17 protein-coding genes are annotated in these 14465 nt (G+C 72.4%); 9 read left to right on the top strand and 8 right to left on the bottom strand.

Annotated features, from left to right (window positions below; all coding sequences use genetic code 11):
- Positions 1-122: 122 nt before the first annotated feature.
- Both AB0C26_RS41800 and AB0C26_RS41805 read left to right on the top strand, forming a co-directional pair.
- Complete coding sequence (locus tag AB0C26_RS41800; protein ID WP_360259580.1) at positions 123-1349, top strand: MFS transporter; 1227 nt, start codon at positions 123-125, stop codon at positions 1347-1349.
- An 87-nt stretch (positions 1350-1436) separates the two neighbouring features.
- A complete protein-coding gene (locus AB0C26_RS41805) occupies positions 1437-1673 on the top strand; it encodes a hypothetical protein (protein ID WP_360259583.1) in 237 nt (78 codons plus the stop codon).
- Between the two features lie 51 nt (positions 1674-1724).
- On the opposite strand, the gene AB0C26_RS41810 is transcribed toward AB0C26_RS41805, so the two are convergent.
- Both AB0C26_RS41810 and AB0C26_RS41815 read right to left on the bottom strand, forming a co-directional pair.
- Positions 1725-2216: an NUDIX domain-containing protein gene (locus tag AB0C26_RS41810; RefSeq protein WP_360259585.1), complete on the bottom strand. Its 492-nt coding sequence runs from the start codon at positions 2214-2216 to the stop codon at positions 1725-1727.
- On the bottom strand, positions 2209-2991 hold the full coding sequence (locus AB0C26_RS41815; RefSeq protein ID WP_360259588.1) for a hypothetical protein: 783 nt from the start codon (positions 2989-2991) through the stop codon (positions 2209-2211). Before AB0C26_RS41815 ends, AB0C26_RS41810 begins: the two co-directional genes overlap by 8 nt.
- An 89-nt stretch (positions 2992-3080) precedes the next feature.
- Between AB0C26_RS41815 and AB0C26_RS41820 the strand changes: the two genes are divergently transcribed.
- Positions 3081-3881 carry a DUF3097 domain-containing protein gene (locus tag AB0C26_RS41820; protein WP_360259590.1) on the top strand — a complete coding sequence of 267 codons (801 nt, stop codon included), beginning with the start codon at positions 3081-3083 and terminating at the stop codon, positions 3879-3881.
- On the opposite strand, the gene AB0C26_RS41825 is transcribed toward AB0C26_RS41820, so the two are convergent.
- Positions 3868-5253: a PLP-dependent aminotransferase family protein gene (locus AB0C26_RS41825; protein WP_360259593.1), complete on the bottom strand. Its 1386-nt coding sequence runs from the start codon at positions 5251-5253 to the stop codon at positions 3868-3870. The genes AB0C26_RS41820 and AB0C26_RS41825 overlap by 14 nt on opposite strands.
- 57 nt (positions 5254-5310) lie before the next feature.
- On the opposite strand from AB0C26_RS41825, the gene AB0C26_RS41830 reads away from it, so the two are divergent.
- Both AB0C26_RS41830 and AB0C26_RS41835 read left to right on the top strand, forming a co-directional pair.
- On the top strand, positions 5311-6426 hold the full coding sequence (locus AB0C26_RS41830; RefSeq protein ID WP_360259595.1) for a DMT family transporter: 1116 nt from the start codon (positions 5311-5313) through the stop codon (positions 6424-6426).
- 499 nt (positions 6427-6925) lie between these two features.
- Positions 6926-7651 carry an SDR family oxidoreductase gene (locus tag AB0C26_RS41835; RefSeq protein WP_360259598.1) on the top strand — a complete coding sequence of 242 codons (726 nt, stop codon included), beginning with the start codon at positions 6926-6928 and terminating at the stop codon, positions 7649-7651.
- Between the two features lie 80 nt (positions 7652-7731).
- Here AB0C26_RS41835 and AB0C26_RS41840 read toward each other — a convergent pair whose 3' ends face one another.
- Complete coding sequence (locus AB0C26_RS41840) at positions 7732-8151, bottom strand: helix-turn-helix domain-containing protein (RefSeq protein WP_360259601.1); 420 nt, start codon at positions 8149-8151, stop codon at positions 7732-7734.
- A 92-nt stretch (positions 8152-8243) separates the two neighbouring features.
- Between AB0C26_RS41840 and AB0C26_RS41845 the strand changes: the two genes are divergently transcribed.
- Entirely contained in the window at positions 8244-8852 is a 609-nt protein-coding gene (locus AB0C26_RS41845) for a flavodoxin family protein (protein WP_360259603.1), read from the top strand.
- A gap of 11 nt (positions 8853-8863) precedes the next feature.
- On the opposite strand, the gene AB0C26_RS41850 is transcribed toward AB0C26_RS41845, so the two are convergent.
- Positions 8864-10183: a serine hydrolase domain-containing protein gene (locus AB0C26_RS41850; RefSeq protein WP_360259606.1), complete on the bottom strand. Its 1320-nt coding sequence runs from the start codon at positions 10181-10183 to the stop codon at positions 8864-8866.
- A 132-nt stretch (positions 10184-10315) separates the two neighbouring features.
- Here AB0C26_RS41850 and AB0C26_RS41855 point away from each other — a divergent pair, with 132 nt between their 5' ends.
- The 3 genes from AB0C26_RS41855 (at position 10316) to AB0C26_RS41865 (ending at position 12222) form a co-directional block, all read left to right on the top strand.
- The gene (locus AB0C26_RS41855; protein WP_360259608.1) at positions 10316-10765 is read left to right on the top strand and encodes an NfeD family protein; all 450 of its coding nucleotides are present in this window, start codon (positions 10316-10318) and stop codon (positions 10763-10765) included.
- 9 nt (positions 10766-10774) lie between these two features.
- Entirely contained in the window at positions 10775-11905 is a 1131-nt protein-coding gene (locus AB0C26_RS41860) for an SPFH domain-containing protein (protein WP_360259610.1), read from the top strand.
- A 110-nt stretch (positions 11906-12015) separates the two neighbouring features.
- The gene (locus AB0C26_RS41865) at positions 12016-12222 is read left to right on the top strand and encodes a hypothetical protein (RefSeq protein ID WP_360259612.1); all 207 of its coding nucleotides are present in this window, start codon (positions 12016-12018) and stop codon (positions 12220-12222) included.
- Positions 12223-12239: 17 nt separating this feature from the next.
- Here the strand turns inward: AB0C26_RS41865 and AB0C26_RS41870 are convergent, their stop codons facing one another.
- From AB0C26_RS41870 to AB0C26_RS41880, 3 genes are read right to left on the bottom strand one after another with little or no spacing between them, the layout of a single operon-like run.
- Positions 12240-13070 (bottom strand): RNA methyltransferase, encoded by an 831-nt coding sequence (locus tag AB0C26_RS41870; protein WP_360259615.1) that lies wholly within the window; start codon positions 13068-13070, stop codon positions 12240-12242.
- Positions 13071-13075: 5 nt separating this feature from the next.
- Positions 13076-13663: a dihydrofolate reductase family protein gene (locus AB0C26_RS41875; RefSeq protein ID WP_360259617.1), complete on the bottom strand. Its 588-nt coding sequence runs from the start codon at positions 13661-13663 to the stop codon at positions 13076-13078.
- A gap of 16 nt (positions 13664-13679) precedes the next feature.
- A complete protein-coding gene (locus AB0C26_RS41880; RefSeq protein WP_360259620.1) occupies positions 13680-14357 on the bottom strand; it encodes a hypothetical protein in 678 nt (225 codons plus the stop codon).
- Between the last annotated feature and the right edge of the window lie 108 nt (positions 14358-14465).

Genomic DNA, 14465 nt, shown 5'->3' on the forward strand with positions numbered 1-14465 from the left:
CTAGGGTGCTGCATCGACGTCCGACGCGCCATAGACGAACGTACTAATCCTTGTCAACGGGTGACTGAGTCCTTGATCACGGAGCGCCATGGTTGCCCGCGCAAGCGGGCAAGGGCGTCGCCGTGGCGAAAAACGGATTCCGGGCGCTGAGGTCAGTGCCGTTCCGCTGGTACTTCGGCGGGCAGATCGCGTCGGCGAGCGGCACCTTCCTGCAACAGACGGCGATCGGCTGGCTCGTGCTCCAGCTGACCGGCTCCGCCTCGGCACTGGGCCTGGTGCTCGCTGTGGGCGGGTTGCCGTCGCTGCTGCTGGGCCCGTGGGGTGGCAGCATCGCCGACCGGTTCGACCTGCGGCGGCTCCTGATCGTGACGCAGGCGATCTACGGGGCGCTGGCCCTGGCCATCTGGATCGCGGCCACCACCGGGCACGCCGGGGTGCCGCTGGTCATCGCGATCGGCGTCGCCGGCGGCATCGTCGGCATCGTGGACTCGCCGGCCCGGCAGGCCTTCGTGTCGTCGCTGGTGCCCCCGGACGACCTGGCCAGCGCGGTCAGCCTCAACGGGGTCGTGATGAACAGCGCCCGGGTCGTCGGCCCGGCCGTGGCCGGCGTGCTCATCGTCGCGGTCGGCGTCACCCCGTGCTTCCTGGTCAACGCGATCTCGTACCTGGCCGTGATCGGGGCTCTCCTGCTGATCCGCCCGCTCGGCGGCCCCCGGCACAAGCCCACGCACGCGACCGGCGTGGCCGCCGCCGTCCGCTACGCCCGCACCCGCCAGCAGGTGTGGCTGCCGCTGACCATGATGGCCCTGGTCGGCCTGCTGGCCTTCAACTTCTCGGTGGTGCTGCCGGTCCTGGCCAAGCAGACCTTCCACGGCTCGGGCGGCACGTACGGCCTGCTCTCGACCATGCTCAGCGTCGGCTCGATCGCCGGTTCCCTCGGCGTGGGCCTGGTCAAGCACCCGCGGCGGCAGTACCTGATCGTCACCGCGCTGGCCTTCGCGGCCGGGCTCGGCGCCACCGCCGCCGCGCCGAACGTGGCCACCGCGACGGTCACCCTGCTGATCACCGGCGCCGCCGGGTTCGCCTTCACCACCCTCGCCTCGACGACGATCCAACTGCACACCGCACCCGAGTACCGCGGCCGGATCGTGGCCCTCTGGGTCTTCGTCTACATCGGCACGACGCCGATCGGCAGCGTGCTCACCGGCTGGCTCAGCGGCCTCGGCGGCCCGCGCCTGGCGTTGCTGGTCGGCGCGGTCTCGTGCGTGGTCGCCGCCCTGATCGCCGCGCGGGTGAAGACTCCGCCGCACATCGACGACACCCTGCTCGACCTGACGCCGTCCCGGTAATCGTGCTGTTCAGGGACGCGCCGACACAGCGCCCGCCTCCGAGGTACCGCCTTGATATCGCCGTGCGACGCGGATACACAGGGCCACATGTCCGCCCTTCTCATCATCGCCGGGCCACCCGGAGCCGGGAAGTCGACCATCAGCTCCATCGCTTCCTCGCGCCTGTCGCCAAGCGTCCTGATCCGCGGAGATGCCTTCTTCCGGTTCCTGGACCAGCGCAAGCAGGAGCCGTGGCGGGCGGCGGCGAAGGAGCAGAACCGGACGGTCATCCGCGCCTGCTGTTGTCTAGCTACCGTCGGGGTGCCCTACTCTGTCGCGAGATGACGTGGCCGAATCGTTCCCCATGACACCGGCTACCGCGGTGTGAATGCGCGGCTAGCGCGAGGCGAACCAGCGGTCGGCAATCGCCGTGTGCAGGCTGAAGCCCAGTTCCTGGGGCGCGGCCAGGATCTCCCAGCCCAGCGACTCGTCGTTCGGCTCGGACAGGGGCATGTCGGACACGTGGGCCAGCGCCGGCAACAGCCCGAAGACGAGCAGGGTCCCGTCCGGGGCGCTCCGGGTGTCGTACAGGCGTACCTCGCAAGGGTCTGCTCTGAGCCCGGTCTCCTCGAAGAGTTCGCGGACGACGGCCTCGGGCCACGCCTCGCCGAAGTCGATGAAGCCGCCGGGCAGCGCCAGCTGGCCGGCGGCCGGGGGAATGGCGCGCCGGACCGTCAGCAGGCCGCCGCCGACCGGCTGCACCGCCACCCCGACCGGGGTGGGGTTGCGATAAGTGGTCTCACCGCAGGCGCCGCAGCGGCGCGGCCACTCCCGTACGGCGCCGAAACGGGCCCCGCAGAACGTGCAATGCAGGAACCGGTCAGGCATGCAGCGGCGAGTTGCACGCGGCGACCAGCGCCTGCCGGCACGCGGTCGTCAACGGGCGCAGCGCCGCGTCGCGCTGCTGAGCCTCGAAGCCGTTCACCGCGCCGCCCGGCGCGCTGGTCCCGGCCAGCGCCAGCACCTGGTCGAGCACACTGGCCCGGGCGAACAGCCGCCGCGCGCGGGGGTCGAAGCCCGGCGGCAGCGTGGCCGTGCTCTCCGGGCGGCGCAGCGCCTGCAGAGCGCCGGCCAGCTCGGGTTTCCACTGGGCCACGTCGAGCTTGGTCAGTTGCGCGGTGGCCTCGCTCAGCGCGAGGGTCAGCTCGCCCTCGGCCTCGGCCGCGCCCATCTGGAAGACCGGGCGGTAGCCCTCGACCGGGAAGTAGCGCCAGACCACCGTCTCGAATTCGACGCCGGAGCCGGAGACGTGCCGCCGCACGTCGGGCACCACGCCGAAGTCCGGGGTCATCACGGCCTCGCCGGCCAGCATCGCGGCGCCGGTCAGCTCGCCCGGGCCGGGCAGGCCGCGCGGGTCGCCGGGCGCCGGCAGGACCAGCCGGATGTCGTCGGGGTGCACCTTGGCGAAGGCCGGCAGGCCCTGCGGCAGCGGGACGTCGGTCCAGGTGCCGGGCGCGTCGGCGAACAGGTGTTCCTCGTCGTGGGCGATCTCGTCGGCGAGCTCGTCGAACGGCACGAGCCCGGCACGCCAGGCGCGAACCCAGGACACGAACCGGGTGGAGCGCCGCGTGGTGCGGGTGGCCGCATCAGCTGCGGGGGACATGCGAGCAAGGGTACGTGCCCACCGGGAAGCTTGTCTCGGCCGGAGAGTCATAAGTGGCGTGTCCGAGCCCACGGGTTACGGTGCCTGGCATGTATGGGGAGGACGTGCTCAAGGGCGACTGGCGTAAGCGCCGGACCGTGCCCGAGGTGGACGCCGAGCGGGACCTGGTGGTCGAGGACGCGGAGTCGGGCTTCTGCGGTGCGGTGATCGGCTTCGAGTTGGGCGCGGTGGTGCTCGAGGACCGGTTCGGCAAGCGGCGCAACTTCCCGCTGGCGCCGGCCGCGTTCCTGCTCGACGGCAAGACGGTGACGCTGCGCAAGCCGGCCGCGGCGCCGGCGCAGGCCCAGCGGCGGGTCACCGCGTCCGGCTCGATCGCCGTCGACAACGTGCGCGCGCAGGTGGCGAAGGCGAGCCGCATCTGGGTCGAGGGCATCCACGACGCGGCCCTGGTCGAGCGGATCTGGGGCGACGACCTGCGTATCGAGGGCATCGTGGTGGAGCCGCTGGACGGCATCGACGACCTGGCCGCGGCGGTGCGGGAGTTCCAGCCGAGCTCGCGGCGGCGGCTGGGCGTGCTGGTCGACCACCTGGTGGCCGGCTCGAAGGAGAGCCGGATCGTGTCCTCGGTCACCGATCCGAACGTGCTGGTCACCGGCCACCCGTACGTCGACATCTGGCAGGCGGTCAAGCCGGAGCGGGTGGGCCTGTCGAAGTGGCCGGTGATCCCGCCCGGCCGGCCCTGGAAGGAGGGCATCTGCCAGGCCGTCGGCGTGCGCGAGCCGGCCGACATGTGGCGGCGGATCCTGCGCTCGGTGAGCAGCTACAAGGACGTCGAGACCCCGCTGATCAACTCGATGGAGCGGCTGATCGACTTCGTCACGGTCCCATGACCGTCGCGAGGCGCCGCGCGGCCTCGGCCAGGCGGTCCGGCGGCTGCGCGGCGTAACCCAGGATCAAACCCGGCGGTCCGGGTGTCAGGCAGTGCCACGACAGGGGGTGCGTGAGTACGCCGGTACGGGCGGCCGCGCGCTCGGCGAGCACCGTGTCCGGCGTGTCCCCATCGGTCATGATCAGCAAGTGGAGCCCGGCCGCGACGCCGGTGACCCGGCCGCCCGGCAGGTGCTGCCGCAGCCCGGCGAGCAGGGCGTCACGCCGCCGCCGCTGCCGGGACCGGACGGTCCGCAGGTGCCGTTCGTAGTCACCGGACGCGAGCAGCCGGGCCAGCACCAGCTGCGGCAGGGCCGGGTTGCCGAGGTCGCTGTCGTGCTTGGCCGCGAGCAGTTCGGCCTGCATCGGCCGGGGCGCCACCAGCCAGCCGAGGCGCATCCCGGGCGCGAGCGATTTGGAGACGCTTCCGCAGTACGCGACGTGATCGGGCGCCGATCCTTGCAGGGCGGCCACGGGCGCCCGGTCGTAGCGGTGCTCGGCGTCGTAGTCGTCCTCGATGATCAGCCCGGGCCAGGTCAGCAGCGCCCGCCGCCGGGCCGGGCTCAGCACCACCCCGGTCGGGAACTGGTGGGCCGGGGTCAGCAGGACCGCGTCCTGCGTCAGCGCGCCGACCTGGAGCCCCTGCTCGTCGACGGGCACCGCCTCCGGGCGTACACCCCAATGCGCGAGCTGGTCCCGCGCCCCGCGTGACCCCGGGTCCTCGACCGCGACAGCGGTCCGGTTCCGCGCGTGCAACGTCTGCGCCAGCAGGGCGAGGGCCTGGGCGACGCCGCCGACCACTATGACGTCGTCCGGTTCGCAGCGCACCCCGCGGATCCGGGCCAGCCACGACGCCAGCTCCGTGCGCAGCCGGGGCGCGCCGCCCGGATCGCCGTAGCCGAGGTCGGCCGCGGTGATCTCGTCGAGGACCGCCCGCTCGGCCCGCAGCCAGGCCGCGCGCGGGAAAGCGGCGAGGTCGGGAACGCCGGGGGAGAGGTCGATGTCGATCCCCTCGGGCGGCGGCAGCGGCAGCCGGATCGCGGCCAGATCGCGGCGGCGGTCGGTGGTCCGGGCCGAGACCGCCGGCGCGGCCGTGACCACCGTGCCGGCGCCGGTGCGCGCGGTGGCCAGCCCTTCGTCGACGAGCCGTTGGTACGCGTCGACGACGACCCCGCGGGAGACGGCGAGTTCGGTGGCGAGCTGCCGGGTGGCGGGCAGCTTCGCGCCGGGGGTGAGACGGCCGGTGGTGATCGCGGCCCGCAGCGCGCCGGCCAGCCAGGCGGTGAGGCCCTTGGGCGGCGCCTCGGCCGGCCGGAGCTGGAGGAAGTCGGACATTGGTCCTCCCGGGCGATCCGCGATTGGTCCTTCAATCGGACCATACCGCCGACGAGCATGAGGGACGTGACATCTTTGCCCGCCCTTTCGGGCGCCCTCGGAATGGTCTTCGTCGGCGGCAGCGTCGCCGTCTCCGGCGTGCTCGGCGACGCCCCCGCCCTGACCGTGCAGGCCTTGCGGTACGCGGTGGCCTGCCTGCTGCTGGTGCTCTACGCCCGCGTCATCGGCCGCCGGCTGGTGCGCCCGCGCGGCGCCGAGTGGCTGTGGCTCGGCGGGGTCGTGCTCACCGGCATGTTCGTGTTCAACCTGGCCCTCGTGCACGGCGCCCGGCACGCCGAGCCGGCGGTCCTCGGGGTGGCGGTGGCCTGCGTGCCGCTGCTGCTCGCGGTCGGCGGTCCGCTGCTGGAGGGCCACACCCCGGCCCCGCGCCTGCTGCTGGCGGCCGCGGTGGTCACCGCGGGCGCGGTCCTGGTGCAGGGCCTCGGCCGGGCCGACGGGATGGGGCTGGTGTGGGCGCTGGTCACGTTCGTCTGCGAGGCCGGCTTCACGCTGCTGGCCGTGCCCCTGCTGAACAGGCACGGCCCGCTGGGCGTATCGGTCCACTCCACGTGGATGGCGGCCGGGGTGTTCGGGCTCGCGGCCCTGTTCCTGGAGGGCCCGTCACCCCACCTGCGCGCCGCGCACGTGTTCGCCGGGATCTACCTCGCGATCGCGGTGACGGCCTTGGCGTTCGTCCTCTGGTACACGTGCGTGTCCCGGCTCGGCTCGGCCCGCGCGGGCTTGCTCACCGGCATCGCCCCCATCGCCGCCGCGGCGGCGGGCGTGGCCCTGGGCGGCCCGATGCCGAGCCCGCTGGTGTGGGCGGGGATCGCTTTGGTGGCGCTCGGACTCGCCGTGGGCATGGCCCCGCGCCGGCACCTCCCGGCGGCCGCCTCGTCCCCGCTCCCCGGACCTGAAGTCATGCCCTCGCTTTCCCCGCCGACCGTGCCGCTGGCGCTGGCCGCCGCGTCCCCGCCCGCGGTTGCCGCCGCGCCTCTGACGCCTTCCGCCACGCTCCCGCCCGCGCCTCCAACGCCTTCCGCCACGCCCCCGCCTCTAACGCCTACCGCCCTGCCCACGATCGCCGCCCCGTCCCCGAACCCGGGATCCGCCGCTGAGCCCACCGCCCTTTAGCCGTCTGCACCCCGCCGCCATGCTCGCCGCCTCGGCCCTCTCCGTCCGTCGCGCCTTCGGCGCCTTTCCCGCCCGCCGTCTCTCCCTCCGTGCCCGCAGCCATGCCCGCCGTCTCTCCCTCCGCGCCCGCAGCCATGCCCGCCGTCTCTCCCTCCGCGCCTGCCACGCCCGCCGCCTCGCCCTCTGCGCCTGCCTCCTCCGCCGCCGCGCCCGCCGCGCGCGCCGCGCCCGCAGCCTCGGCCTCCGCGCCCGCAGCCATGCCTGCTGCCTCGCCCTCTGCGCCCGCCGGGCCCGCCGCTTTTCTCTCCGCGCCTGCCGTCTGCCGCCCGCCCGCCGCCCGCGGCCGCTGTCGGCTGACTTCTCGCTATGTCTTCGGTCTGCCGCCGGTCGAGCGAATCAGCGATACGTCTTTCTCGTATCGTCGCTCCGATGTCGTGCTATGGTTGGCTTATCGGCGATACGCAGAAGGCGTATCGACATGATCATTGAGGTGAGACTCATGGCCGTAGCTGTAGTCACCGGTGCCTCGCGCGGGATCGGCCGCGCCGTCGCCATCGCCCTCGGCGCCGCCGGCCACGACGTGGTCGTCGGTTACGCCGGCTCGGCGGGTGCCGCTGAAGAGACCGTCTCGCTGGTCACGCGGGCCGGCGGGCGTGCCGTGGCCGCTCAGGCCGATGTCGCCGACGAGCAGGCCGTGGCCGGCATGTTCGATCTGGCCGAGAAGGAGTTCGGCGGGGTCGATGTCGTGGTCAACTCGGCCGGGTCGATGGTGCTGTCCCCGCTGGTCGACCTGAACCTCGACGACCTCGACCGCATGCACCGCACCAACATTCGGGGCAGCTTCGTGGTCGCCCGCGAGGCCGCCCGCCGCCTGCGCGACGGCGGCGCCATCATCATGATCTCCACGTCCGTGGTCGGCCTGCAGTTCCCGTCGTACGCGGGCTACGCCGCCAGCAAGGGCGCCGTGGAAGCCATGATTCTGGTCCTGGCCCGCGAGCTCCGGGGCCGCAACATCACGGTGAATGCGGTGGCCCCCGGCCCTACCGCCACCGATCTGTTCCTGAACGGCAAGGACCAGTCCGTCATCGACAACCTGGCCAAGCAGCCCCCGCTGGAGCGCCTGGGCCAGCCCGAGGACATCGCCCAGGTTGTCGCCTTCCTGGCCGGCCCGGCCGGCCACTGGGTGAACGGCCAGACCGTCCGAGCCAACGGCGGCATCATCTGACCCGCCGCGGCCCGGCGGTTGCCAGAGGCTGGGCCTCGTCGGAGCGTCCCCGGTTCGGCGGTTGCCGGGGCTGGGGTGTGTCAGGCCGGCTCGGTGCGGTGGTCGTAGGCGTCGCGGGCGGCGTGTACCTGGGCTGCCCGGCGGCCGCTCCATGAGCAGAGGACCTTGGTCTCCTCGGCGATCTCGGCGCCGAGCGGGGTGAGGGCGTAGATGACCTGCGGCGGGGCGGCCTCGCCGTGCACTGTGCGGCTGACCAGGCCGTCGCGCTCCATGGTGCGCAAGGTCTGCGCCAGCATCTTGCGGCTGATCCCGCCGACCGAGCGCTGCAGCTCCGAATAGCGCTGGGCGCCGCGCTCGCGGAGGCTCATCAGCATCAGCAGAACCCACTTGTCGGCCAGGTCGACGAAGACGTCGCGGCTCGGGCACGCCGCGTCGAGGAGGTCCATCTCCCGGTTCGGATCGATCTGTACGGCATCGACGGCCGCGTGGCGCTGTGACACAGCATCCAACTTACACCTGCCCTGTCGGGAAGACTTGGTAACCAAGAGAGACTTAGACTCTTGCGTAAACCAGCTACACCGAGGAGCAGTTCATGTCCGAGACCATTCGCCGTCCGCTCGTCGCCGTCGCTTACCACTCCGGGTACGGGCACACCGCCGTACTGGCCGAAGCTGTTCGCCGTGGCGCTGAGAACCAGGGCGCCGACGTGGCCCTGATCGCCGTGGACGCCATCACCGAGGACCAGTGGCGGCAACTGGACGACGCCGACGCGATCATCTTCGGGGCGCCCACCTACATGGGTGGCGCCTCGTCGGCCTTCCACGCCTTCGCCGAGGCGACCAGCGGCCGCTACCTCGCCAACCGCTGGGCTGACAAGATCGCCAGCGGCTTCACCAACTCGGCCTCCAAGAGCGGCGACAAGCTGAACACGCTCAACTTCATGACCGCCCTGGCCGCCCAGCATCACATGCTCTGGATCGGCCTGGGCCTGGCTCCGGGGTGGAACGCCACGACGGCCGCCGAGCACGACCTCAACCGGCTCGGCTTCTGGCTCGGCGCCGGCGCGCAGACCCCGCAGGACGGCGGCGTCGACACCGTCCACGCGGCCGACGTCGCCACCGCGGAGCACCTGGGCCGTCGCGTCGCCCACCAGTCCGCGATCAACGCCGCCGGAAAGGCGCTGCTCGCCGCCGCGGCCTGACAGCGCGAGAATCAGGCGAGGTGGGACGGGTCGCGACTGAAGACGAAGGTGGCGATGTCGAGGCGGTCGACCTCGCCGTCCGGGGTGCGCAGGACGGCGAGGATCTCGCCCTCGTTCTCGCCGTCCACGCCGCGCCAGCGGTCGGGGGCCTCGCGGGTGAACCGGGTCCAGTGGAACGGTCCGGTCATCTCCAGGGCGGCGCCGTCGGCGACGATCTCGTACTCGCGGCCCATCCACCACCATCGGCCCACCAGCGACGCCGCCTCGCCGGTCGGGGGCGACGGCGGCTGCCACGGCGCGGGCGGGGCCGGCGGCTCGGCGTCCAGCACTGCGGTCAGGGCTTCCAGGCTCACCTCTCTGATGCCGGTGCCCCTCAGGCCGTACGCGTTGGCGAAAGCGATGACCCCGATCCGGCTGCGCCGGTGCACCGCGAGGAAGGCGTTGTAACCGGGCATGGAGCCGCCGTGGCCGACGAAGACGCGCTCGCCCACCCGGAACAGCTGGGGGCCGAGGCCGTGGCCGGCGGTCCACGACTCGAGGTCACTGATCACCACCGGCGCGCACATCTCGTCGACCGTTTCGCGGGAGAGCACCGCCGGGGCGGGGTCGGTCCAGAACGCCGCCCACTTGGCCATGTCGGTGATCGTCGACCAGAGCTGGCCGGCCGGGGCCATCGCGCCCGAGTCGAGGCGCGGCTCCTCGTGCGTCGTGCCGCCCAGCGCGTGCACCACATAGCCGCGGGCGAAGGGCTCCACCGGAGCGTACGTCGTGCGTTTCATGCCCAACGGGTCCAGCACCCGCTTGCCGACCAGCGTCGCCCAGCTCTCGCCCGTCACCTTCTCCAGGACCGCGCCCAGCAGGCCGTAGGCCAGGTTCGAGTAGCGGAAGCGGCGGAACGGCGGGCCGGCCACCTTGTCGTACCCGAGCTCGGCCAGCAGTTTGTCGACGTCACCGCCGGGGGCGCGTTCCCACCAGGCGCCGTCCGGCTCGCGTTGCAGGCCGGAGACGTGGCCGAGCAGCTGGCGCAGGGTCACGCCGCCGATCGGGGTGCCCGGCAGGTGGCGGTAGAGGAGGTCGTCGAGGGCGAAGAAGCCCTCGTCGCGCAGCTGCATGACCATGGTCGCGGTCAGGGTCTTGGTGATCGAGCCGAGACGGTACTGCGTTTTCGCGTCCGGCCGGGGGTGCTCCCCGGCGAAGGACTGGTGCAGCACCGCCCGGTCCCGCACGATGGCCAGGGCGAAGGACGGCGTACGCCCGTCGGCCTGCGCCCGCGCGGCGATCTCATCGACCCGCCGGCCGGTCTGCGGTAGCAGCGATGGAAGCGGCGACACGGAGGACCCTCTCGATAAACGACTGATGGGTACAACTGTGTACTACGGATTGAGTGTCGCCCCCGATGCACCGAATCTGCGCTCGGTGTATGGGAAGTCGCCGTACGTGCGCGAGCGTGCAACGATCGACGTGTGGAAGCGGTTCTCTGGATCGTGCTAGGCATCGCGTTGGCGATCGCCGAGGCGTTCACGGCCACGTTCCTCATCATCTTCTTCGCGGCGGGCGCGCTCGCCGCGGCCGGCGTGGCCGCCCTGGGCGCGCCGCTGCTGGTTCAGGTGATCACGTTCGCGCTCGTCTCCGGCATCTCGGTCGGCGCGCTCCGGCCGATCATCATGCGGCACGCCCGGCCCGCCTCCGAGACCGGCGAGACGCCGTTCGGGGTGGAGGCGATCGAGGGCAGCCACGGGCTGGTGCTCGAGGAGGTCGACGCCGACCGGGGGATGATCAAGCTGGACGGGGAGCTCTGGCAGGCCCGGTCCTTCGACGGCAACGAGAAGTACCTACCCGGCGAACGCGTCCGGGTCATCAAGGTCAAGGGCGCCACCGCCATCGTGTGGCGCGACGACCTGCCCAACATATAGAGAGGCGCCATGGAAGCTGTGATCGGTGTACTCGTCATCGTGATCGTGGTCTTCGCCATCGTCACGTTGCTCCGGTCCGTCCGCATCGTCCCCCAGCAGCGTATGGACGTGGTGGAGCGCCTGGGCAAATACAAGCGGACCCTGTCCCCGGGTCTGAACCTGCTGGTGCCGTTCGTCGACTCGGTGCGCAGCAAGGTGGACATGCGCGAGCAGGTCGTCTCCTTCCCGCCGCAGCCGGTGATCACCTCGGACAACCTGGTCGTCTCGATCGACACGGTGCTCTACTTCAAGGTGGTCGACCCGGTCCGGGCCACGTACGAGATCGCGAACTTCCTCCAGGCGATAGAGCAGCTGACCGTCACGACGCTGCGTAACGTCATCGGCTCGCTCGACCTGGAGCGTGCTTTGACCAGTCGTGAGGAGATCAACCGGCACCTGTCGTCGGTGCTGGACGAGACCACCGGCCGCTGGGGCATCAAGGTCACCCGCGTCGAGATCAAGGCGATCGAGCCGCCGCCGAGCATCCGCGACTCGATGGAGAAGCAGATGCGCGCCGAGCGGGACCGCCGCGCCGCGATCCTGAACGCCGAGGGGCACAAGCAGTCGCAGATCCTCACCGCCGAGGGTGAGAAGCAGGCGGCGGTGCTGCGCGCCGACGGTGACCGGCAGGCCCGCATCCTGCAGGCCGAGGGCCAGGCCAAGGCCATCCGTACGGTCTTCGACGCGATCCACACGGCGAACCCGTCGCAGAAGGTTCTGGCCTACCAGTACCTTCAGGCCCTGCCGCAGATCGCCAACGGCTCGGCCAACAAGGTCTGGATCGTGCCGACCGAGCTGACCAAGGCCCTCGACGGTCTGGGCGGCGCGCTGGGCGGGCTGGCCAACATGGCCGGCGACGCCCCGAAGGCGGGGGTCGACGCGGCCGCCGTCGAGCGTGAGGCGGTGGCCGCGGCGCAGGCCGCGGCGGCCGAGGCCAACAAGATCAACGAGGCCGTACGGGAGGCGGAGGCGCAGGTCAGCGGCGACCCCGACAAGACGGCCGCCCTGCCCGCTCCCGAGCCGATTCCGCCGTCGGCCGCCCTCGGCGGCGCCGACTACAACGGCGCGGCCGACCTCGAGGGGCGACGCGAGCGCGCCTGACGTTTTTGATCGCGGCCGGCCCGAACGGGTCGGCCGTGTCGCGTCCGAGCGGGGATAATCATGCTGCCGCCCGGTTCCTCGCGCGGCCACGGATGCTTCAGGAGGCACGGATGTCTGAGTCCACCGCAAATTCCGAGACCCCGGACGAGACGCCGGAAGCCGAGCAGCCCGAGGAGTTCCTCAACCGCGCCGCCCGCCGGGCGGCGAAGGGCAAGGCCAAGGGCCATTCGCATCACACCGAGCACACGCACGGCGGCCCGCACGGCCGCGGCGCGGTGCAGAGCCCGCGGCAGTACGGCAACCGCCGCAGCGGTTGATCAAGGAGGGCCTTCAGTCAGGTCAAGGGCGGCCGGTGGGGTGGTTGGATGGGGTCGTCGCGGCCCAGCTCCCAGAACGCCACAGCTGCGGCCGCGGCGACGTTCAACGAGTCCACGTTGCGGCGCATCGGGATCTTCACCGGTACGTCGCTGGCGGCCATCGCGTTCTTCGACAGGCCGGGACCCTCCGCCCCGAGGAGCAGGGCGGTGCGCTCCCGCTGAGATGCGGTGAGCCGCTGCAAGGCCACCGCGTCAGGGTCGGGGGTGAGGGCCAGCACGGTGAACCCGGCGTCCCGCAGCTGTTGCAGGCCCGACGGCCAGGGCTCGAGGATCGCGTACGGCACCGCGAAGACCTCGCCCATGCTCACCCGCACGCTGCGCCGGTAGAGCGGATCGGCGCATGTCGGCGAGAGCAGCACGGCGTCGATGCCGAGCGCCGCCGCCCCGCGGAAGACCGCGCCGATGTTCGTGTGGTTGTTGACGTCCTCGAGCACGGCCACCCGGCGGGCGCCCTCGACGACCTCCGCGGCCGACGGCAGCGGCCGGCGGTGGAACGACGCCAGCACACCCCGGTGCACGTGGAAGCCGGTCACCTTCTCCAGCACCGACGGCACTGCCGCGTAGACCGGCGCGTCGTCCGGCAGGTCGGCGATCTGGCCGGTCCGCTTGGCGTCGATCAGGTAGGACCGGGGCCGGTATCCGGCCCGCAGCGCCCGCCGCAGCACCAGCTCGCCCTCGGCGATGAACAGCCCGTTCGGCGGCTCCCACTTCGTCCGCAGTTCCAGGTCGGTCAGCGCGTGGTAGTCGCCCAGCCGTTCGTCGTCCGGGTCGGTGATCTCGAAAACCACTGAAGTCAGTCCACCCGGTACGTCAGGTGGGTGGCGTGACCCGAGGCCCGCACGTGGATCTGGCGCAACTGCCGGGGCGACGCGCCCTGGAACAGCGGGGTGCCCGACCCGAGCAGCACGGGGGCCAGGTGCAGCCGCAGCTCGTCGACGACGCCGGCCTCGATCGCGCCGCGGATCACCGCGCCGCCGCCCATGACCACCACGTCCCGGCCGTCGGCCAGCGCGGTCGCCTTCGCCACCGCGCTACGCACACCGTCCACGACGAAGCTGAACCGGTCGCCGAGGCGTACCGAATCGGGCGGGTTGGAAGTGACGACCAGCACCGGCGGCGCCGTGTTGAGCCCGGCGCCGTAACCCTCCTCGTCGTTCCACCCGTGCGGGCCGTCGACGACGTCGAACAGGGCCCGCCCCATGACGACAGCGCCGGTCGCGTCGGTCGCCTCCTGAAGCACCGCACGGTCGATCGCGTCACCCTCGAAGACCCACCGGTGCAGCGCGTCGCCTCCGGTGCCGAGCCCGTTGTCCGGGCCCGGATCAGGCCCGGTGACGTACCCGTCCAGCGAAACCGAGATGTCGGCGACCACCTTTGTCATGCACCGAGCATGCCATTCAGGTCTTCGGGATCAACCGGCCACCCGTCCAGGCGAGGCCGGTTCCGGCCGCGAGGAGCAGCAGGGCGCCCACGGTCGGCAACGGCTGCCGGGCCTCGGCGCCGGCGCCGAGGGTGACCGCGGCGAGCATGAGCAGTACGCCGTCGGCCGGGTTGACCAGGCGCGAGCGGAACACCGCCCAGCCCATCACCAGCCACCCGACGCCGGCCGTCGCGGCCGCGGTCACCGCGACCAGGCGCAGCTGATCGGCGGTGAGTGGCGCCCCGGCGGCCACCGTCCCTTTGGGCAGCGCGGCCAGCGGCAGGGTCAGCACCTGCCCGCCCAGCCCCAGCAGCAACCCGGTCAGCGCGGTCCGCCGGGTGCGGGCGCCGGCCAGCAGCCCGGCCAGGGCGATCAAGGCGATGGCGGCCAGCCAGTTGGCGGCCAGCTCGACGACTAGGGGCCCGGGTGGCGTGTCGATGCCGAGCGTGGTCCAGCCGTACAGCAGGGCCGCCGCCGGCAGCGCCCACAGGGCCAGGCGCGCGTACCGCCGTACACCCCAGACCCAGACCGCCTCCCGCACCGGAAGATGATCGTCGTGTCCGGCCGAGCCGGCGGGCGGGGTCGCGGCACCGACCCAGGCCGGGGAGACCCGCAACGGTCGTCCGCTGGCCGTGCGGTGATGGCTGATGGTCATGGGTGTGCCCTCGCGTCGGCTCAAGCCGAACGGCCCGGGGGTAACCGTCGGGAATCCTGGCCGAAGCCTCGCAAATGGCGGAGGTCCCCGCACCCGGTTCGGCGGAAA

This window comes from Actinoplanes sp. NPDC048796 (assembly GCF_040650035.1).
Lineage (GTDB): Bacteria > Actinomycetota > Actinomycetes > Mycobacteriales > Micromonosporaceae > Actinoplanes.

Coding starts and splice junctions, on each gene's coding strand:
- AB0C26_RS41805 (WP_360259583.1), top strand. CDS start 1,437: ATGTCCGCCCTTCTCATCATCGCCGGGCCACCCGGAGCCGGGAAGTCG.
- AB0C26_RS41810 (WP_360259585.1), bottom strand. CDS start 2,216: ATGCCTGACCGGTTCCTGCATTGCACGTTCTGCGGGGCCCGTTTCGGC.
- AB0C26_RS41815 (WP_360259588.1), bottom strand. CDS start 2,991: ATGTCCCCCGCAGCTGATGCGGCCACCCGCACCACGCGGCGCTCCACC.
- AB0C26_RS41820 (WP_360259590.1), top strand. CDS start 3,081: ATGTATGGGGAGGACGTGCTCAAGGGCGACTGGCGTAAGCGCCGGACC.
- AB0C26_RS41825 (WP_360259593.1), bottom strand. CDS start 5,253: ATGTCCGACTTCCTCCAGCTCCGGCCGGCCGAGGCGCCGCCCAAGGGC.
- AB0C26_RS41830 (WP_360259595.1), top strand. CDS start 5,311: ATGAGGGACGTGACATCTTTGCCCGCCCTTTCGGGCGCCCTCGGAATG.
- AB0C26_RS41835 (WP_360259598.1), top strand. CDS start 6,926: ATGGCCGTAGCTGTAGTCACCGGTGCCTCGCGCGGGATCGGCCGCGCC.
- AB0C26_RS41845 (WP_360259603.1), top strand. CDS start 8,244: ATGTCCGAGACCATTCGCCGTCCGCTCGTCGCCGTCGCTTACCACTCC.
- AB0C26_RS41860 (WP_360259610.1), top strand. CDS start 10,775: ATGGAAGCTGTGATCGGTGTACTCGTCATCGTGATCGTGGTCTTCGCC.
- AB0C26_RS41865 (WP_360259612.1), top strand. CDS start 12,016: ATGTCTGAGTCCACCGCAAATTCCGAGACCCCGGACGAGACGCCGGAA.
- AB0C26_RS41875 (WP_360259617.1), bottom strand. CDS start 13,663: ATGACAAAGGTGGTCGCCGACATCTCGGTTTCGCTGGACGGGTACGTC.
- AB0C26_RS41880 (WP_360259620.1), bottom strand. CDS start 14,357: ATGACCATCAGCCATCACCGCACGGCCAGCGGACGACCGTTGCGGGTC.